Origin of the sequence: Bryobacter aggregatus MPL3, assembly GCF_000702445.1 — a bacterium.
Lineage (GTDB): Bacteria > Acidobacteriota > Terriglobia > Bryobacterales > Bryobacteraceae > Bryobacter > Bryobacter aggregatus.
In genome coordinates, this window is record NZ_JNIF01000003.1 from 3,239,815 (window position 1) to 3,258,054 (window position 18,240).

At 58.4% G+C, this 18,240-nt stretch carries 15 protein-coding genes; 12 read left to right on the forward strand and 3 right to left on the reverse strand.

The window, feature by feature from the left end; genetic code table 11:
* Nucleotides 1-16 precede the first annotated feature (16 nt).
* Nucleotides 17-1,645, forward strand: a complete 1,629-nt coding sequence (locus M017_RS0115080) for a cation:proton antiporter (RefSeq protein WP_031498956.1) — start codon at nucleotides 17-19, stop codon at nucleotides 1,643-1,645.
* On the opposite strand, the gene M017_RS26705 is transcribed toward M017_RS0115080, so the two are convergent.
* On the reverse strand, nucleotides 1,629-2,045 hold the full coding sequence (locus M017_RS26705) for an NIPSNAP family protein (RefSeq protein ID WP_238325908.1): 417 nt from the start codon (nucleotides 2,043-2,045) through the stop codon (nucleotides 1,629-1,631). The genes M017_RS0115080 and M017_RS26705 overlap by 17 nt on opposite strands.
* A gap of 42 nt (nucleotides 2,046-2,087) precedes the next feature.
* Between M017_RS26705 and M017_RS0115090 the strand changes: the two genes are divergently transcribed.
* The 8 genes from M017_RS0115090 (at nucleotide 2,088) to M017_RS0115125 (ending at nucleotide 11,158) form a co-directional block, all read left to right on the forward strand.
* The gene (locus M017_RS0115090) at nucleotides 2,088-4,796 is read left to right on the forward strand and encodes an alginate lyase family protein (protein ID WP_031498958.1); all 2,709 of its coding nucleotides are present in this window, start codon (nucleotides 2,088-2,090) and stop codon (nucleotides 4,794-4,796) included.
* A 24-nt stretch (nucleotides 4,797-4,820) separates the two neighbouring features.
* On the forward strand, nucleotides 4,821-5,660 hold the full coding sequence (locus tag M017_RS0115095; protein ID WP_031498959.1) for an HpcH/HpaI aldolase family protein: 840 nt from the start codon (nucleotides 4,821-4,823) through the stop codon (nucleotides 5,658-5,660).
* Nucleotides 5,661-5,670: 10 nt separating this feature from the next.
* Nucleotides 5,671-7,002 carry a GntT/GntP/DsdX family permease gene (locus tag M017_RS0115100; protein ID WP_031498960.1) on the forward strand — a complete coding sequence of 444 codons (1,332 nt, stop codon included), beginning with the start codon at nucleotides 5,671-5,673 and terminating at the stop codon, nucleotides 7,000-7,002.
* 45 nt (nucleotides 7,003-7,047) lie between these two features.
* A complete protein-coding gene (locus M017_RS0115105; protein WP_238325909.1) occupies nucleotides 7,048-7,632 on the forward strand; it encodes an RNA polymerase sigma factor in 585 nt (194 codons plus the stop codon).
* On the forward strand, nucleotides 7,629-8,036 hold the full coding sequence (locus tag M017_RS0115110; RefSeq protein ID WP_031498962.1) for an anti-sigma factor: 408 nt from the start codon (nucleotides 7,629-7,631) through the stop codon (nucleotides 8,034-8,036). Before M017_RS0115105 ends, M017_RS0115110 begins: the two co-directional genes overlap by 4 nt.
* A 2-nt stretch (nucleotides 8,037-8,038) precedes the next feature.
* Complete coding sequence (locus tag M017_RS0115115) at nucleotides 8,039-8,578, forward strand: Spy/CpxP family protein refolding chaperone (protein WP_035957826.1); 540 nt, start codon at nucleotides 8,039-8,041, stop codon at nucleotides 8,576-8,578.
* Between the two features lie 91 nt (nucleotides 8,579-8,669).
* Nucleotides 8,670-9,488 carry a c-type cytochrome gene (locus M017_RS0115120; protein WP_051670145.1) on the forward strand — a complete coding sequence of 273 codons (819 nt, stop codon included), beginning with the start codon at nucleotides 8,670-8,672 and terminating at the stop codon, nucleotides 9,486-9,488.
* Entirely contained in the window at nucleotides 9,485-11,158 is a 1,674-nt protein-coding gene (locus M017_RS0115125; RefSeq protein WP_031498965.1) for an acido-empty-quinoprotein group A, read from the forward strand. The genes M017_RS0115120 and M017_RS0115125 overlap by 4 nt, the downstream gene beginning before the upstream one ends.
* 46 nt (nucleotides 11,159-11,204) lie before the next feature.
* Here the strand turns inward: M017_RS0115125 and ychF are convergent, their stop codons facing one another.
* Nucleotides 11,205-12,308, reverse strand: coding sequence for a redox-regulated ATPase YchF (gene ychF, locus M017_RS0115130; protein ID WP_031498966.1), 1,104 nt, complete (start codon nucleotides 12,306-12,308; stop codon nucleotides 11,205-11,207).
* Nucleotides 12,309-12,386: 78 nt separating this feature from the next.
* Here ychF and M017_RS0115135 point away from each other — a divergent pair, with 78 nt between their 5' ends.
* The 3 genes from M017_RS0115135 to M017_RS0115145 all read left to right on the forward strand — a co-directional run bounded on the left by M017_RS0115135 (nucleotide 12,387) and on the right by M017_RS0115145 (nucleotide 17,034).
* Entirely contained in the window at nucleotides 12,387-14,042 is a 1,656-nt protein-coding gene (locus M017_RS0115135; RefSeq protein WP_031498968.1) for a hypothetical protein, read from the forward strand.
* Nucleotides 14,039-15,181 (forward strand): YncE family protein, encoded by a 1,143-nt coding sequence (locus tag M017_RS0115140; protein WP_031498969.1) that lies wholly within the window; start codon nucleotides 14,039-14,041, stop codon nucleotides 15,179-15,181. Before M017_RS0115135 ends, M017_RS0115140 begins: the two co-directional genes overlap by 4 nt.
* A 77-nt stretch (nucleotides 15,182-15,258) precedes the next feature.
* Nucleotides 15,259-17,034, forward strand: coding sequence for an ABC transporter ATP-binding protein (locus M017_RS0115145; protein WP_031498971.1), 1,776 nt, complete (start codon nucleotides 15,259-15,261; stop codon nucleotides 17,032-17,034).
* Here the strand turns inward: M017_RS0115145 and M017_RS0115150 are convergent.
* A complete protein-coding gene (locus tag M017_RS0115150) occupies nucleotides 17,017-18,228 on the reverse strand; it encodes an MFS transporter (protein WP_051670147.1) in 1,212 nt (403 codons plus the stop codon). The two genes, M017_RS0115145 and M017_RS0115150, sit on opposite strands and share 18 nt — an antisense overlap.
* Between the last annotated feature and the right edge of the window lie 12 nt (nucleotides 18,229-18,240).

An 18,240-nucleotide genomic window follows, 5' to 3' on the forward strand; every position in this document is an offset into this window, starting at 1 on the left:
AAGAGAAAATAAGGCCTTGGGAATTGCATCTGATTTTGTACTCATCGTTGTCGCCGGACTTTTCGGCGGCCTTTTAGCTCGACTGCTCCGCCTGCCCCTCCTCGTCGGCTATGTAGCGGCGGGGGTCATCGTGGGCCCTTATACGGCTGGCCCCACCGTGGCCCAGATTCATGACATCGAACTTCTCGCCGAGATCGGCGTGGCGCTGCTCCTGTTTTCCCTCGGTCTTGAAATCTCCTTCAGCGATCTCAAACCCGTACGGCGGGTGGCTCTGATCGGCGGTCCCATTCAGGTTCTTGTCACCCTGGCTCTGGCTGCTTCCGTTGGGATCTATTTCCTGCACATCCCGATTCCCGAAGCGGTTTGGCTGGGCGCGATGATCTCGCTCTCCAGCACCATGGTGGTACTCAAGACGCTTGCCGCGAGCGGCCGTACCTCCACGCTTGCCAGCCGTGTGATGATTGGCTTCCTGGTGATCCAGGATCTAGCGGTGATCCCGATGCTGATCATCTTGCCCCAGTTGAATGATCTCGACAACATTCTTCCCAAGCTGGGGACTGCGATTGGAATTGCCGCCGTCTTTCTGGCGGCGGTGGTCCTCATTGGAACTCGCGTCTTGCCTGTTCTGCTGAAGGGGATTCTCACCTGGGGCTCAAGGGAGCTTTTCCTGGTGGCCGTGGTTGCCATCGGGATTGGCGTTGGTTACGCGACACACCTGGTTGGAATTTCCTTCGCGCTGGGAGCTTTCGTTGCCGGTATTATTCTCAGCGAGTCTGAGTTCAGCCATCAGGCGCTTACCGACATCATTCCTCTGCGTGACATCTTTGGCCTCATCTTCTTTGTCAGCGTGGGCATGCTCTTTGACCCCGCTTATGTTGCCCAGCACATCTTCCAGATTCTCACCACAGTCATCCTCATCTTCCTTGGCAAAGCAATCATCTTTGGAGTTGTCACGCGGTCTTTTGGATACGGCAACATGGCTCCTTGGATTGTGGGCCTGGGCCTGTGCCAGATTGGTGAATTCTCGTTCGTGCTTGCCCGCAGTGGGCTATCGAGCGGTGCGTTGAGCAAGCCGATCTACGACTTGGCGCTCACTTGCACCATCCTGACGATGGCGCTGTCCCCGATGGTCTCCGGCTTTGCCGTTCCGTTGGCGAAGGCCTGGCTCGATTGGCGGAAGCCGAAGTCTCCGAAGAACATGGCAGTGCCGCAGGAATCGCTCTCCGGTCACGCCATTGTTGCGGGTTTTGGCCGCAGTGGCCGCGCCGCGGCCAAGGTTCTGCGCGATGCCAATATTCATGTCATCGTGGTGGATTCCGATTACGCCTTGCTGCGGAATATCAATACTCCTGGCGTGACCGTGATCTGGGGCGATATCTCCAGCCCTGAGATTCTTCATGCGGCGCAAGTCGATCACGCCAGCATTCTCATCTTTACGATGCCCAACCAGTCTGCGGTCCATTTGGGTGTCGAACGAGCCCACCGCATCAACCCGAACCTTCCGCTGATTGCCCGCGCCTCGCAAGAGATCGAGATCGACGACCTCCTCAAGTCTGGCGCCACTTCGATTGTGCTCCCCGAACGGGAAGGCGGCCTCGAGATGGGCCGCCTGGCGCTCGAGCGTCTGGCTACTTCATTGGACTGAAGTCTACCGGCTCCAGATAAACACCAACTGCCTTATCTACGATCTTGCCGTTCTTCTCGCTCTCGGCGCGGGCCTTCACCCACTCGGGATCGTTGCGGAAAGCATCCCAGTTCTTGATCGCCGCTTCTTTGCTATCGTGCTGCAGCAGGTAGATCAACGTGTTCTGTGAGGCTGGCGCATCGGTCGGCACTGTGTAGATCACGTTCTTCATTCCATGCTTTTCAAAAATCCGGAGTGTATGGTTTTTGAAACGCGCCTTCAAATCTTCGAGCTTCCCGTCGGGGGTGGTGTAGGTCCTGAGCTCATAAATATGAGGCTTGGGCGCAGCGCTTACCCCGGCAACGTATCCCAATCCAAACAGGCCGCAAACTCCTGCAGCCACCATCAAAATCTTCTTCATAGCCAGCTATCGTCCTTTCGGTATATTCATCATAGTCATCTCATGCGCTTCCTCCTGCCCCTTGTTTTTGTTCTTTCCGCCATCGCCCAACGTACAGTGCAAGTTTGTACCCCCGATGCCGCTTGCACCACTGTTGATACCTCCCGCATCGGGAGCTTGCGTTTTGAAGACTACCGCGTTACCAACTCGAGTATGAATCTGGCGAATCTCGAGGTGCGGCGCGCTCATCTTAGCCAGTTTTTACAAGCGACACAGAATCTCCTCTGCACTGCGAACCCGAATGCCAATGCCATTCTGAATGCGCCGTCGCTCCGCTTCAACGCAGCCAGCGCCGACATCAGTGAGGTTGAGTCTGTTGGAAGCAGTGGGCAGTTGATCCAGGAAGTCTATGCCCAGATCCAGCTCACCAATCTGGTTCTCTCAGATGGTTTCTTCACCCCGTCTTTCAACTTTCGCCTCTCGCGCAATCGCGGTGCCTCGCTCCTCACACTGACCTTCGCGCCCGCGGGGAATAGCGTGGTGGAATTGACGGAGCGCTATGCGCTGAGTGTCGATCCGAATACCGGGCGTGTCGGTTTTCCTACGGCACTTCCAACCAATGCACAGCTTCTCCGTCTGGTCTGGTCGCTGACAGCCAACCTCAATAAGATCCTCACGCATGCGACGGCTTATAAGGTTCCCAATCCGACGCCCTTCGGCCGCCCGCTCTTCACCCCGGATGACCTGCGCGATTTTGCGAATTCTGTTTCCCTCTCGGTTGCTGCCTATGCCACCCCCAGCTTTCCGCCGGTGCTCGAGGCCACCTGTGAGAAGAGCCCTACCAATTCGTGTCTGGCTCAGGACGAGCTCAATACTTTTGCGGAGGCTCTCGCACGGCAGGGAAGCGAATATGTTGCAACGAAATCCGCAACCCCAGCACGAGTACTGGCAACCAATCTCACCACTTGGGCAAAGGCCAATGCCCTTTCAAAATCCACGCCCGCGAATACGGCGATCCTCCTGCGGCCCATCTCGCTGTTCTGGCCGGTATTGCAACAAGACAGTATTCTTGCCGCGAGCGATCGGGATACGATCAACGCCTGGCTCCTTCCTCTCACGCAGTCAGCGGCAAGCCAGGATTTCTCGGTGAAGATCCTGGATGCCATCACTCGTCGCGACAACACTGCTTTTGCAGAATCTGTCGAGCGCTACTACCTCGTCCTGAATACTCTGCGGGCGGACGGATCGATTCCGGAGCAGGCGCAGCGCGGCCCTTGTGCGCTGAGTGCTACGAATCTCGCTATCAGCCAAATGATGCTCACTGCCGAGGCGGCAGCGACACAGGGCTTTGACCTCTATTCCTTGTCCGTCAACGGGCGCAGCATTCATACGGCGATTGAGTTCCTGCTGGATGCTTACGACAACTACCCGCTTCTTGCGAAGTACAACAATCCGAATGCGAGTTGCTACCTCAATAACGCTGCTCCTCTCGAACGTAAAGTGTTTGAGCTCCAACCGAATGCGGCCAGCCCCGCGGCCTGGGTCGAAATCTATCTCGCTCGCTTTCCGGCCTCTGCACTCGCTGTACGGCTCAAAGCCAAACTCGGTCTCAACGGTCTAACGAATCGTCCGCTCGCCAGCGCCGCTGCTGCCGCCAACACCAGTTGCCTTTTTCTGACGCCGCAGGAACTGACGCCTGTCAGCCTGCCGAATTTTGACATTCTCTCCGGTGACAATCAGACCGGACCAGTGAACTCGACGTTGCCGGAGCGGCTTGCCGCACGAGTACGCGGGAATGCCGGAAATCCTCTCCCGAACATCCTGCTCAATTTCGCAATCCGTTCTGGCTCGGGCACGCTCGAAACCACTTCTGCGTTGACGGACCCGTTTGGGGTTGCCACCACACGTCTGACTCTGGGCCCTCGCTCTGGCACGATCCAGGTGAGTGCGTCGGCTCTGGGGGGCGCGCCGCTGGTGTTTCAAGCGACGGCGCAGGGCAACGACCCGAAGCTCTCTCCGGATGGGATCGCGGGCGTGGGTGGCAGCATCCCCAGCGTGCGAACTGCCTCTCCTGGCGCCATTCTTTCGATCTATGGAGCAGACTTTGTCACGGCCGGGCTTGGCCGGCGGGTGCGGAGTGAGGAACTGCTCGACAATCGGCTGCCGACCAACTTCCTGGGGGTTTGCGTCTATTTCGACACTACACCCGCTTATATGTTGGATGTGTACCCGAACCAGCTGAACATTGTGGTTCCGGCAATCACCGGTACCAGCACCCAGGTTCGAGTGGCAAAGAATTGCGGTACGGCGAATGAGCAGCGCACCGATGCGCAGGCTTTGGCGGTGTCCACCGCCGCGCCCGAGTTCTTTTCCTTCCAACCCACATCGAGCGGCAACAACCCGGTCACCGCTGTTGATGCGATTACGGGCGAGTTCTTTGGTCCGCTCAATCTCTTTGGGGGCACCGCCAAACCGGCGAAGCCGGGCGACTATGTCACGCTTTATCTCACGGGACTCGGCACGACACTTCCCGCTGTATTGCCCGGCATGCTGGCGACCGGAGCTGCGGCGCTGCAGTCGCCGGTGACGCTCAAGCTCGCAGGGCAGACGATCACCGAGATTCTCTATGCCGGATTTTCTCCCGGCTCCTTGATCTACCAGATCAACTTCCGGGTGCCGGCTGGCTTGCCCGCTAATCAGCAGCCCATCTCCGTTACTGTCGATGGGCAGACCACTCCGGTGGGCGCTTATCTCACGCTCGCGTTACGCTAAACCAGAAGGAGCTTTTTCATCATAATGTCTACCCCCTCCGGCGCAGAGTTTAAAGAACAACTTCGCAACGGCGCGCCCAAGATGGGTCTCTTCCTCAACTCTGCTTCGCCCACTGTCGCCGAGCAATTGGCACACTCCGGTTACGACTGGTTGCTGGTGGATGCGCAGCACGGCCCCATGGGCAACGAGAAGCTGAGCGCCATGCTTTGCGCCATTGCCAGTGGTGGCGCCAAATCGATGGTTCGCGTCGCGGGCTATTCGGACCGCGCCGGTATCCAGCAGGCGCTTGACCTGGGCGCCGACGGCGTTCTCGTTCCCTATATCAACAACGCAGAAGAAGCCCGCCAGGCGGTGAGTTGCTGCCTCTATCCGACTCAGGGAACGCGCAGCGTGTACTTTCCGCAGCGCTCCACCAATAAGGCCGGACTGCTTGGCTATGTGCCCAACGCAAACAAGAACATCATTGTCGCTCTCCAGGTGGAAACCGCCGATTGCATCAAGAACATGGCAGAGATCGCCGCTGTTCCTGGTCTCGATGTGCTCTTCCTCGGGCAGAACGATCTCTGCATGTCGATGGGACTCTTTGAAACCTATGAGTTTCCCAAGATGTACTTTGGCCCTGAGATCGCCGCAGCGACCAACACGCTGATCACCGAAGCAAAGAAGAACAACGTGATTCTTGGCCTCTTCCTGTTTGGGACGTCGCGTGTGGGTGAGTTCCTCGAGAAGGGTTTCCGCTTCATCTCGATCGGCAACGATCTCCACCATGTGCTGACGCAAACAGGGGAGCACGTCAAAGCTCTGGAAGGGATTGGCGCAGAGAAGGGAACTCCCTGGTCTCCACGCCCGTCGGCTCTCCTATAAACTTTCCAACATGACTCCCGGAACGCCGCTGCTTCTGGTAACGCTGGCAGCAGTGGCGTTCCTTCTCTTTCTGATCCTCTATCTCCGTCTGCAAGCTTTTCTGGCCTTGCTCATCACGAGCTTTGCCCTTGGCCTAGCTGCGGGGATGTCTCCGGCAAAGCTCCTCAGATCGATCCAGTTCGGCTTTGGGGATGCGCTTGGTTTTATCGCGGTGGTGGTGGCTTTGGGTTCGATCATCGGAAGATTTCTCGAACATTCTGGCGGTGGCCGCCGGCTGGCCGATTGGCTTCTCCAGAAGTATGGTCCTCGCAATACGCCCTGGGCGTTGCTCACTTCCTCCTTTCTGGTGGGCCTGCCGATTTTCTTCGAAGTCGGATTCATCATTCTGGTGCCGCTGGCCTGGTCTCTGGCCCGCGAGTCCAAACGGAGCCTGCTCTATTACGGCTTACCGATTGCTTGTGCGCTCACCGTCTGTCATGCGATGGTGCCTCCCCATCCCGCTCCTGCCGCCGCGGCGCAACTCTTTCATGCGGATCTTGGCAAGACCATTCTCTATGGCATTCTCATTTCGATCCCGATGGCGATTGCAGGTGGCATCGGCTACGGCCTGTGGATTGCGAATCGCATCTATGTGCCTGTTCCGGAAATGGCAGACAAGCACGTGCCGGCGGAAAGCATTGCAAACCCGCCAGGCGTTCCCCAGGTTTTGCTCACCCTGCTCCTCCCTGTCGGGCTGATCTTTCTATCGACTTTCGTCAATCTGTCTGATCCAAAGGCCGACAATCTTTTCACTTTGATCGGCCACCCCTTCATCGCGCTGCTGCTCACCACCCTGCTCACTCTTCTCACCTTTGGCTGGATGCGTGGTCTGAATAAGTCGCAGATCTCCACCCTGGCGAATGAGGCTTTGGTTCCCATCGGATCGGTACTGGTCATCATGGGAGCGGGCGGGGCATTCAAGCAGGTGATCGTCGATTCTGGCGTCGGTCCCTACGCTGGGCAGCTTCTGGCTTCCTCTTCCATCTCGCCGTTGCTGGTGGCTTATTTCATTGCGACCGCGTTGCGAATCGCGCAAGGCTCGGCCACGGTCGCGATCATTACTGCAGCCGGCATTGTCGCTCCGCTTGTGAATGAGATTCCGAATCAATCGCCGGAGCTTCTGGTGCTTGCTCTTTGCGCGGGCGGCACCATTTTGAGCCACGTCAATGACGCTGGCTTCTGGATTGTCAATCAGTATCTCGGCATGACCGTACCGCAGACCCTGCGCTCCTGGACTGTAATGAAGGTGATCACTTCGCTGGTCGGCATCTCGATCATTCTGACCGTCAACGCCTTGCGATAGAAAAACAGCGGCAGGGTAAACCCTGGTGCCGGGAGCCTCGTCTACATGGGTGTGCTGCACAGCATGGCGACCATTGCATTGATCGACGGATCGGAGCGGACAACGGACCCCACTGCTCGCGACGATTTTGATGCGATCGTCCAGGCACATCAGGCTTCTCTATTTCGTTTCGCACTGTCCTATCTGCGGGATCGCGATGAAGCTCATTCGGTCACCCAGGATTGTTTTCTGCGTGCGCATCGTTCGTTGGCAAAGTTCCGGGGACAATCGTCGATCCATACCTGGCTGATGGCCATTCTGGTGAATCTGATCCACGATCGTGCGCGCAGCAGCCGCTGGCGATTTTGGAGCCGGACTTGGAGCACCGCATCGCAGCTCGAGACGATGCAGCATCCGGATCGCCTCCCGACCCCGGAAGCGCAGTCCATCCTGAATGAGAAAGTCGAGGCTGTATGGCGGGCTGCCGCTTTGCTCCCCACACAGCAACGCACTGTCTTCCTCTTGCGCTTTGTCGAAGATCTGGATTTGCTTGAAATTGCTCAAGTGACCGGTCTGGCGGAGGGAACCGTCAAAGCGCATCTTTTTCGAGCGGTACATACAATCCGCGAGAGCATCGGAGGCTCCAAATGAATCCTCATCTATCGGACGACCAGATTGCCGAGGTTTTGATCGGGAGCGCAACTTCCGCCACCCAGGCTCATCTTCTGGCCTGTGCGCCTTGCCGGTCGAAGCTTGCCACGCTACGAGGCGTGATGGGCCAGTTTCGCATGGATGCGGAGGAACAAAGCCGCGCGGCCCTGCGGCCGATCGCAATACGCCACAGCCGGTCCCGCTTCAAGCCGCTCTATCTGAGCCTGGCGGCGGCTGGATTGGCGATCGTAGGGTTGGTCGTGCTACCCAAGGATCCCCCATCCCAGTCAACTCCGCTCCAGATCGATACAGCACTGTTGTCTCAAGTGGATGTGCAAGTCTCGCGGAGTGTTCCCGAGGCGCTGGAACCGTTATCGCAACTTGTGATTTCTGAAGGAAACTAATCATGAAACTTATATTTCCAATCATTCTTGCCGCGTCTTTGGTGATGGCACAAGGGCCTCCCCCGAAGGCTGTTGGCCGGGGCCCGATGGGCTTCGGGGTCGGCAAAGGTCTTGGAGGTCCGCGCCAGCTGGATGGGCCGCCGCGGGGTGGTGCTTTCGGTGGACCGGGACGCTGGTGGACCAATCCGGAATTGCTCCAGCGCCTTGGGATTAGCGAGGACCAAAAAGCCAGGATCATGGAGGTCTATCAGAGCAGTCGATTGAAGCTGATTGATGTTACGGCCGCCTTGCAGAAGGAAGAGATCACGCTCGAGCCGCTGATTGCAGCCGACCAGCCCGACCAAGCAAAAATCCTCCTCCAGATTGATAAAGTTGCGCATGCACGCGCGGAAGTGGAGAAAGCGAATGCGCGGATGCTGCTCGGGATCCGCGCCGTCCTCACCAAGGAACAGTGGACAAAGTTGCGGGCCGAGCATGGGCCGCGGGGCGCACGGCCCGACCAGCCACTCCCGAGGCCTGCCAATGCGGCTCCTCCCCAGTAGACTCTAGTTTTTCTCGGCGGTGCGGCGCCTCGTCTTCCGTGATAGCGTAGTTAGGTTTACGTTTTGACCGAGGTGCCGTTTGTTCTTGAAGATGATTCTCGCCGCCATCCTGCTCTGTTCTGCTCTAGGCGCGCAAAGTCCCCCTACTCCTCCTGCTCCCATTGTTCGGAGGCCTCCGGCCTTTCCTGAGCGTCCCCCTGCGGATCCAGCCGTCGTCGAAAGAGGCAAAGCCCTCTATGGCGTCCACTGTGCTTTCTGCCATGGTGTGGACGCGCGCGGTGGCTCCGGTGGGATCAACCTGATCCGCGCCTCGATGGTGCTGAATGACAAGAATGGGGAACTGATTGGCCAAGCGGTTCGCGAAGGCCGCACTGGAATGCCGAAGTTTGATCTTTCCGATGCGCAGCTTTCCGATATGGCCGCGTTTATCCACAGTTTCAAGGTGGGGGGCTATGATGTCTCGCGCATGACCCCGACGACGATTGTCACGGGGGACGCGAAGCTCGGCGCTGCATACTTTCAGAAGACCTGTTCGGGGTGCCACACCGTGGCCGCAGGCGGAAATAACAGCCTGCAAGGCATTGCCACGCGCATTACCGATCCGAAGATGCTCCAGCAGACCTGGCTGATGCCGGGCTCGGGTGGACGTGGCGGCGCGGCGAGCCGCACGACGCCCGTCACCGTTACGGTCACAGAGAACGGAAAAAGCTACAACGGACGCCTGGTACGGATTGATGACTTTGTTGTGTCTCTTGCCGAGGCCGATGGATACCAACGCAGCTTCGCGCGCAATGGCGACATCCCGAAGGTGGAACTGCATGATCCACTCGCCGGACATCGGAAGCTAATCCCGACTTACCAAGACGAAGACATCCACAATCTCACTGCCTATTTGGTGACTGTTAAATGAAATTCCTCGCCGTATTCTCTCTTGCCGCCACGTTGGCGGCCCAATCCCTCGATCCCGCGCTTCTGTTGAAGCCCCTATCGAACGATTGGCCTACTTATAGCGGAGACTACTCCGGGAAGCGCTACAGTGCGCTGACGCAGATCAACCAGGCGAACGTCAAGAACTTAAGCTTGGCCTGGGTCACACGAATGACGGCGGGCATGGGCGCGCCGGGTGGCGGATTCGGCCGCTTTGGCGCTGCCGCTGTTCCGACGATCGTGGGTGGAGAAGGCAGCGCGGAACTGGCTGCCAGCTTCGGTAATAACGTCAACATTCGCGCGTCGATGCTGGTGGTCGACGGCAAGATTTACTTCTCTACGCCGGATAACGCCTGGGCGGTGGATGCCCGCGACGGGCGTGTGATCTGGCATTATTTCTGGAAGACCAAGGGCGGTACGCACATTGGAAATCGTGGGTTGGGCATGTGGGGCAAGTGGCTGTACATGGAAACGCCCGACGATTACCTGGTGAGTCTCGATGCGGCCACGGGTAAGGAACGGTGGCACAAGCAGATCGCCGATTTCAACCAGCAATACTTCTCGACGATGGCCCCGATTGTTGTGGGCAACCACATCATCATCGGGACGGGCAATGATCTGGATGCACCCGGCTTTGTGCAGGCTCGCGATCCCGAGACGGGCGATGTGCAGTGGACATCTTATACGGTTCCGATGAAGAAGGGCGATCCGGGCCTGGAGACCTGGGGCACCCTTGAGGGCGCGCGCGTCGGAGCAGGCAATGTCTGGATTCCGGGCTCCTACGATCCTGAGACCAAGCTCTACATCTTTGGCACCGGCAACCCTTCACCGAGCTACACCAACCCCAAGAGCCGCGATGGTGACAATCTCTATACCTGCTCTCTGGTGGCGTTGAATGTGGAGACCGGCAAGATGGCTTGGTACTACCAGCTCAATCCGCATGACACACATGATTGGGATTCCAGCGAAACGCCGATTCTTGTCGATGGAGAATTCAAGGGCAAGCCGCGCAAGATGGCGCTGCATGCGGACCGCAACGGCTACTTCTACGTCGTCGACCGGACCAATGGCGAGCATCTGCTCACCAGCAAGTTCTCCGACACGGCCAACTGGGTGAAGGAGATCAATGCGAAGGGCCAGACGATCCGTGACGTGAAGAAGGATTCGACGGTTCCTGGTTCGCTGGTTTCGCCGAACAATTACGGTGCCACCAACTGGCCCCCTGCAGCCTACTCGCCCGATACCGGCCTCTTCTATGTGCCGCAGAGCGATACCTATGCCATGTACTACCTGACCGAAACGGACCCTCGCGGTGCGATGGGACTGGGCGGCAAAGATGAGCAGATGGTCGCTTCGATGGGGAGCTATCTCACGGCAATCGACTACAAGACCGGCAAGATCGCCTGGCGGCATCGCTATCCTGGCGTGGGTGGTGCGGGCGGCGGCAATGGCATTCTGACGACGGCGTCCAAGCTGGTGTTTGCCGGCGACGTCTCGGGTAATCTGGTGAGCTACGACGCGACGAATGGCAAGATTCTGTGGCATGCGCGTCTGGGCAACATCACGAATGCGCCACAGACCTACATGCTTGATGGTAAGCAGTATCTGCTGGTGGCCGCTGGTGACAGCGTTTACGCTTTCTACCTGCAATAAGCTCAAAGGGGCTGCCGCGATTTCGCTGGCAGCCCCTTTTTGATTTCTAGACGAAAGTCTTGAACTCCATCACGTCGCCGTCCTGCACGACGTATTCTTTCCCTTCCGTCCGCAGCTTGCCCAATTCCCTTGCTTTTTCCTTCGATCCCAGTGCGACCAGCTCCTCAAAGCCAATTGTTTCAGCACTGATAAAACTCTTCTCGAAGTCGGAGTGAATCACCCCGGCTGCTTGCGGGGCCTTCCAGCCTGCCTGGATCGTCCAGGCGCGCGTTTCTTTGACGCCGGTGGTGAGATAAGTCCGCAGGCCCAGCAGATGATACGCCTCGCGAATCAGATTGCCCACACCGCTCTCGGTGACGCCCAGCCCTTCAAGGTACTCGGCAGCTTCCTCGGCGGCCAGCATGACCAGTTCGGCCTCGATTTCGGCGGAGACCACTACGGCGCTGGTCTCATGATGCTTGGAGACGTAGTCCCGCACCTTGCCGACGAAGGGATTTGCTTCCGGATTCGCCAGATCGCCTTCGGCAACGTTGCAGGCGTAGATGGTCGGCTTGTTCGTCAGGAGGAATAAGGGTTTCGCGAGCGCTTTCTCTTCAGGCGACATGTCGAGAGTGACGGCATACTTGCCATCGGAGAGATGGGGTTCGAGACGGGCGATGAGTTCCAGGGTGGCGGTTGCTTTTTTATCGCCGCTCCGCACCAGCTTCTGCAGCTTGCCCTTCTGCTTCTCGATGCTGTCCATGTCGGCAAGCAGTAATTCCGTGTTGATGATCTCGATGTCGCGAACCGGATCGACGGTGTCCATCACGTGCTCGATGTTCGAGTTCTCAAAGCAGCGCACCACTTGGACGATCGCGTCCACTTCCCGGATGTGTGCCAGAAACTGGTTGCCCAGCCCTTCTCCCTTGCTCGCGCCCGCCACCAGGCCGGCGATGTCAACAAACTGGAAGACCGCCGGGATCAGTTTCTCTGAACCCGAGATCTTGCTCAGCACCGCCAGCCGCTCATCCGGAACGGTCACCATGCCCTCATTGGGCTCGATGGTGCAGAAGCGATAATTCGCCGCCATCGCCTTCCGCGACTTCGTCAATGCGTTAAAGAGCGTGCTCTTGCCTACGTTGGGCAACCCAACAATTCCTGCTTGCAACATGTGAGGGAAACTTCTAGTCTAGCGGGGATTGCGAGAGCCGATCGCCGCCCAGGCAGCCGCAGTGTAAATTAGGAAAGAATGTTCTCCCGCCTCGCCCTTCTGGCCAGCGTTGCTGGTCTGCTTGCGGCACAGACTCCTGTCATCACGTATCGTGGCGTTCTCAATGCCGCCAGTCTTGCGCCGCCTGGCCTGCCCAACGGCGGCATTGCCCGTGGCGGGATCTTTACGATCTTCGGCAGCGACATTGGGCCGGCCACTCCGGCCACCGTCAATGAGTTCCCGCTGGCTCCTGTCTTTCAAGGCGTCAGCATCACGGTGAGCCAGGGAGGGACGAGCGTCTCGGCGATTCCGATCTTTGTCTCGGCGAATCAGATCAACGCGATTCTCCCCAGTGGTGTTCCGCTTGGCACCGTTTCGATGCGCGTTGGTTTCAATGGCCGCCTTAGTGCGCCAGCCGCCGTTGAAGTGGTGGAGAATGCGCCGGGAATCTTTGCGATCTCCTCTGGAGGCTACGGTCCGGCGGTTGTCCAGAACTTCAACAGCGCGACCGATCAGCCGGTCAATTCGCTCGATACGAGTGCAGCTCGCGGACAGGTGATTACGATCTGGGCCACCGGTCTAGGCAAGGTGCCCTTTGCGGACAACGTCGCCCCCACGGCTCAGAATCTCGATGTTGCTGTCACAGTCACCATTGGCGAACACGATGCCCTCCGCAGCTATGCCGGACGAAGTCCATGTTGTGCGGGTGTCGATCAGATTGTGGTTCGCATCCCGGACGATGCGCCGCTCGGTTGCTATGTGCCCTTGCGCGTCAAGGCTGGCAATGGCGTATCGAATACGGCGACGATGGCGATTGCCTCCACCGCGGGCGCCAAGTGTTCTGACTCCTTCAACCCCTTCAGCTCTCTGATTCGAAACACACGCAAGCAGGGCTTCATTTTGCTCGATCGCATCCAGAACTACGTCGATTCCTACATCACAACCGTGGAACAGAATACGACGGATTCGGTGCGTGCCTACTTCGTCAATCGGGATGCCTCGCCATTTGCCTTCGATCCTCAGTTCTCGTATCCACCGCCCGGTTCCTGTACCGTGCAGCAGACCACTGGCAATCTCTTGCGTGGCGCGCCACTGCGCGGTACGCCGGCAAACGCATTGGATGCCGGCGCCTCGTTGCAACTGACGACAAAATTCAATGGCAACGCGGAGATCGGTCGCATCACAAATCCTCAAACGGGCTATGCGGCTGTTGTCGGCAGCCTGCGGAGTAGTGACGGTGTGGGATTGTTGAAGCTCGATTTTCCAGATATGACGACCTTGAGCTTCTCGGGCCCACTTGGCTCTGCCAGCATCCAACCCAATACGGCGAACCTCTTCGCCTGGGCCGGCCGGACTCCCCTTGATCGCCTGCGGCGCAATGTGCCGCAGCGAATCACTTTCACTCCGAATGACTTCAACGCCGTTGCCGCACTCTCGATTGTTGCCTATTCGGCAATGCACAATGCGTCCACTGCGCTCACCTGTCTGGCCGCGCCGGGTGCTGATACTTTCTCGTTGAGCCCGGATCTGCTCGCCAATCTGCCCATCTCCTATGGCCGTCCGGATGGTTCTCTGGCCGTCATTGGAATCGGGGTGGTGCCGCTTGCAAGAGCGGTCCCCTTCACCTCCTCTGGTCTCGATGCCGGACTCGCACTCTTCAGCCAATGGCAAACCAGGACGGTCTATCTCCAATGAACGCTCTCGCACTCCTTGTCCCACTCGCCATCGTTGAACTGCTGGGGCCCGGCAGCCGGCAAATCGCCCGCAACCAGAGTTCGGCACGTGCTGATGGAACCGGCCAGTTTCTCGAGCTTGCCGTTTTTCCTTCGCCAGGGACGAGCGGATTTTCGCAAGTCCAGCTTTGGACTTCCAAATGGGAGGCGGGCAAGTATTCCCGCGTCAAATTGCAAGAGAAAGAGCTCCAACTCCCGGATGCCTCGCGCATCGCTCGCGAGCTTTACGATTTTCCCTTTGCGAATTACATCTCGTCGAATGCGGCAACAGCAGAGAACCGCGTCGCCGTTTTGTGCGGCACGACAGACAACAGCGTCAGAACGATCAACCTCCAGTCCCTGACGCTCGGCCCCTCCGTCGCGCTACCGGTGCAGGCTCGCAATCTTGCCTGGCGTCCTGGTGCGGCAGAAGTGTGGGTCGCCCATGCCGGCATCATCAACCAGATCTCGATTGTTGATCCGGTTAACGGGAAGGTCAGCGGCTCGATTCCGTTCCGGCTCTTGCCGCAAGCGGTTCCTGTCGCGCTCCTGTTCTCGAACTCCGGCCGCACCGCCTATGCGGTGGTCCGGAATCCCGATAGCCAGGTCGATCGTTCCATTCTGTTTGTCATTGACACGGTAAGCCGGACAATTCGCACGCAGATCTCACTGGGGACAACGGTAGTGCAAACTGCCGCGATCAGCCCGGACGGCGCGACAATCTATCTTGCTGGCACAACGCCCAATAGCTTGAATACTGCAGAGCCAAGCCTGACCAGCTTCGACACACAGACGAACGCCTTCAGCGTCTTTGCCACCGGGCTCTCGCTCATTCCTGCAGAACTCGTCTTTCATCCCAATGGAACCAAGTTGTACTGGCTTGTGCCCCAGTCCATGAGTCTGGAGGAGTTCGATATCCAAATGCGAAAGGTGAGTAGAAGGATTGCCTTGCCTCGTCCGATACAGCCGGTCCATCTTGGGATCACGCCGATGGGGGACATCCTGATTGTTCGCGATGCCGGGAACCAACTGGCCGCTCATATCGACTCTGAGACGGGCGACACTCTTGACACCCAGGCGATTCCGGCTGGTCCGGGCGCAACACTCCTCCGCCTGCCCTAATCGCCTAGACTGGTGCCATGCACGCAAAAGGAGTGAGGACGGAGCTGCTTCGGCGCGCCGTCCATTTTCGTTGTTGAATGGCCACTCCTTATCGCACGGTTTCCCGCACTCTGTTGCGTCTCGCTTCGCACTACAGATCGCAATTTGCTCTTGTTGGTTTTTATGCCCTGCTCGCGACGGGTGCTGATCTGCTGCAGCCGCTCATCTATCGCGTGGCGATTAACGATGTCGCGGGGCTTTTTGTCCAGGCTCCTGGCGGACTGCTGCCTCCCACCACTCCGGAAGAAACCCTGCGGACGCTTCTGGCGGCTGTCGTGCTCTTGTTTTTGATCAGCGTGGTTGGCTACACCTTTTCACAGCGTGCGGACTATCGCGGTTCTGTGATCGCCAGCCGGATGGAGGCGGATCTGATTCAGTCCACCTTCGGGCATACCTTGCGTCTGCCGCTCAGCTTTTTTGCGCAGCGTTCTGGAGCCGCACTGGCAAAAAGGATCAACCAATGCGATGAACTCTCCCCCATCGTCCATGCCTTCTCGCAGCAGATTGTTCCGGAAGCGATTCGGCTTGTGGGCATCTGCGCAATCATGTTTAGCCAGAACTGGCAGATGGCCCTGGTCTGTACTTCGCTGCTTCCCATCTATCTCTGGGTGGCGCGCCGTTCCGCTCACCGTCTCAAAAGCGGCTTGAATACCTACTATGAACTGTGGGAGAACTTGGCGGCCCGCATCTCAGACTCGCTCTCTGCGATCAAGACGGTGAAGCTCTCCGGTGCAGAGACTCGCGAGCAGTCGCGGTTTCAGGTGGAAGCCAGGACTGCTTATGATATTTATCTCGATCGGGTCCGGGTCTCGCAGCGCTACTATCTGGCGCAATCGATCCTCAGTAACCTCAGCAAGTCCCTGGTGCTTGGCTATGGCGGATATCTGGTGTTCCGGCATCAGCTCACGCCGGGCGATGTGGTCATGTTTGCTTCTTATCTCGACCGTCTCTATTCCCCGATCGATTCGCTGAATGGCATTGCCGTCAGTTTGCAGCAGCATGCCATCTCACTCGACCGGGCTGTGGAGTTGCTGGAAACGGGGCCGACAGAAACCCGGGGTGCCGAGCTGTTGCCCGGGGCGGGGCTCGTCGAGTTTCGCGATCTCCACTTTGCCTATACTCCGGATCAACCCGTATTGCGGGGGCTGAATCTCACTTTGGCTCCCGGCCAGGTCACGGCGCTGGCCGGACCCTCGGGGGCAGGGAAGACCACCACCGTCGACTTGTTGATGAAGCTCTGGCAGCCCAACTCCGGTGAGATCTTCATCGACGGCCAACCGCTGTCCTCTCTCGATCCTTCTGCCGTTCGCCGTGCGATCGGTGTCGTCTCTACAGATGGAGCAGTCTTCCGGGGGACGCTGGCGGACAACATCCGCTACAAACGTCCTGATGCCACACGGGCGGAGATTGAGGCTGCTGCTCTGGCCGCCGGGCTCAAGCGCGCGCTCGACCGTTTGCCGATGGGCATCGATACGCCCATTGGCGATGATGGGATCGGTCTGTCCGTGGGAGAACGCCAGCGCCTTCAGATTGCGCGCGTGCTTGTGGACAAGCCGCGGTTATTGATCCTCGATGAGGCCACAGCGAATCTGGATTTCGCCACGGAACTGGAGTTTAAGTTGGCCTTGTCCCAACTGGAACCTCGGCCCACCATGCTGATCGTGGCGCACCGCTATACGATGATTCAAGATGCCGATTACGTCTATGTTCTCAAGGACGGGCAGGTGGCGGAAGCAGGAGAGCCGGCGCAGCTCATGCGTTTTGATGGCTGGTTTGCCGCAATGGCACGGCAGTCGTCAGGCCTGAGCTCTTAGCGGATGCTCGGGCGTGCTTCTCAGAAGGAAGCCATAGAGAATCGCGGAGAAAAACAGCATCGCTGAGGCGGCCAGAAAAGCAGCGGCGTAGGTTCCCGTCTGTTGTACGAGGAATCCGGTGACGATGGGTGCCACGACGCCCCCCATGTTACCCACGCAGTTCTGGCATCCGGTCCAGGCTCCGACGGATGCAGTGGAGCAGAGGGTCTGGGTGATGGCCCAGCAGTTGGCCGTAAACATACCGAGACCGACGAAGGCGACGATCATGCAAGCCATGGCAAGAGTTTGGGATTCGAGCGTGGCTCCAAAGAGAGTGGTTCCGGCAATCACCAATCCGATGGTGAGCAAGCGGCGGCGTGTGTTGGCTGACGGAGCGCCGTGTGCGATTTTCCAGTCTGCGTACATCGCGGTGAGTACTGCGGAAACCGCGGTGGCGCAAAAGGGCAGCGCACCGAGGATCGCCATCTTCTCCATCGAGAACTTACGCTCATTGACCAGGTAAGAGGGCAGCCAGGTGAGCAGAAAGTAGAATGCGTAGTTGAAGCCAAACAAACCGAGGAAGGTGATCCAGGGGTTCCATTGGGTCAGCAGCTTCGACATCGGCACTTGATCTTCGGGCCTGACGGCCAGGGCGGGCTCTTCCTTCGGGATCATCTTCATCCAAGGCACCAGCCAGATCAGCGAAGCGGCGCCCATCCAGAAGAAGAAGGGCCGCCATCCATAGCTGTTGATCAGCATGCCTCCTAAGAAGGTGCCGAGCGCCGGGCCCACCTTGGTGCCGACATCGATCATCGCGTTGGCGATGCCGCGCCGGTTTTCCGCAAAGCCTGTTGAGATGATTCGCGAGAAGCAGGGATAGGCGACAGACTCACCGACGCCCAACAGCAGCCGCGAGGCCAGCAGGCTGCCAAAGCCTTGGGAGAGGCCGCCCAGCGCGACAGCCACCGACCAGACCGCATAACCTAGTGCATAAAGCCGGTAGGCTCCGAAACGATCGACCACGATGCCGAGTGCGGGCTGGAGCAACGCGTAGGTCCAGAAAAATCCAGAGAGCAAGATGCCCATTTGTCCCGGCGTAATGCCGAGTTCCGGTTGTAGAACTGGTGCGGCCACGCTCAAGGTGCCGCGGTCGATGTAGTTGATCCAGACGGAAAAACAGAGGAGCCCAAACAGGCTTGACGAGATTGGCTTCACAGGATGTTTAAC

Coding starts and splice junctions, on each gene's coding strand:
- M017_RS0115140 (WP_031498969.1), top strand. CDS start 14,039: ATGAACGCTCTCGCACTCCTTGTCCCACTCGCCATCGTTGAACTGCTG.
- M017_RS0115120 (WP_051670145.1), top strand. CDS start 8,670: ATGATTCTCGCCGCCATCCTGCTCTGTTCTGCTCTAGGCGCGCAAAGT.
- M017_RS0115095 (WP_031498959.1), top strand. CDS start 4,821: ATGTCTACCCCCTCCGGCGCAGAGTTTAAAGAACAACTTCGCAACGGC.
- ychF (WP_031498966.1), bottom strand. CDS start 12,308: ATGTTGCAAGCAGGAATTGTTGGGTTGCCCAACGTAGGCAAGAGCACG.
- M017_RS0115135 (WP_031498968.1), top strand. CDS start 12,387: ATGTTCTCCCGCCTCGCCCTTCTGGCCAGCGTTGCTGGTCTGCTTGCG.
- M017_RS0115125 (WP_031498965.1), top strand. CDS start 9,485: ATGAAATTCCTCGCCGTATTCTCTCTTGCCGCCACGTTGGCGGCCCAA.
- M017_RS0115105 (WP_238325909.1), top strand. CDS start 7,048: ATGGGTGTGCTGCACAGCATGGCGACCATTGCATTGATCGACGGATCG.
- M017_RS0115110 (WP_031498962.1), top strand. CDS start 7,629: ATGAATCCTCATCTATCGGACGACCAGATTGCCGAGGTTTTGATCGGG.
- M017_RS0115100 (WP_031498960.1), top strand. CDS start 5,671: ATGACTCCCGGAACGCCGCTGCTTCTGGTAACGCTGGCAGCAGTGGCG.
- M017_RS26705 (WP_238325908.1), bottom strand. CDS start 2,045: ATGAAGAAGATTTTGATGGTGGCTGCAGGAGTTTGCGGCCTGTTTGGA.
- M017_RS0115145 (WP_031498971.1), top strand. CDS start 15,259: ATGGCCACTCCTTATCGCACGGTTTCCCGCACTCTGTTGCGTCTCGCT.
- M017_RS0115115 (WP_035957826.1), top strand. CDS start 8,039: ATGAAACTTATATTTCCAATCATTCTTGCCGCGTCTTTGGTGATGGCA.
- M017_RS0115090 (WP_031498958.1), top strand. CDS start 2,088: ATGCGCTTCCTCCTGCCCCTTGTTTTTGTTCTTTCCGCCATCGCCCAA.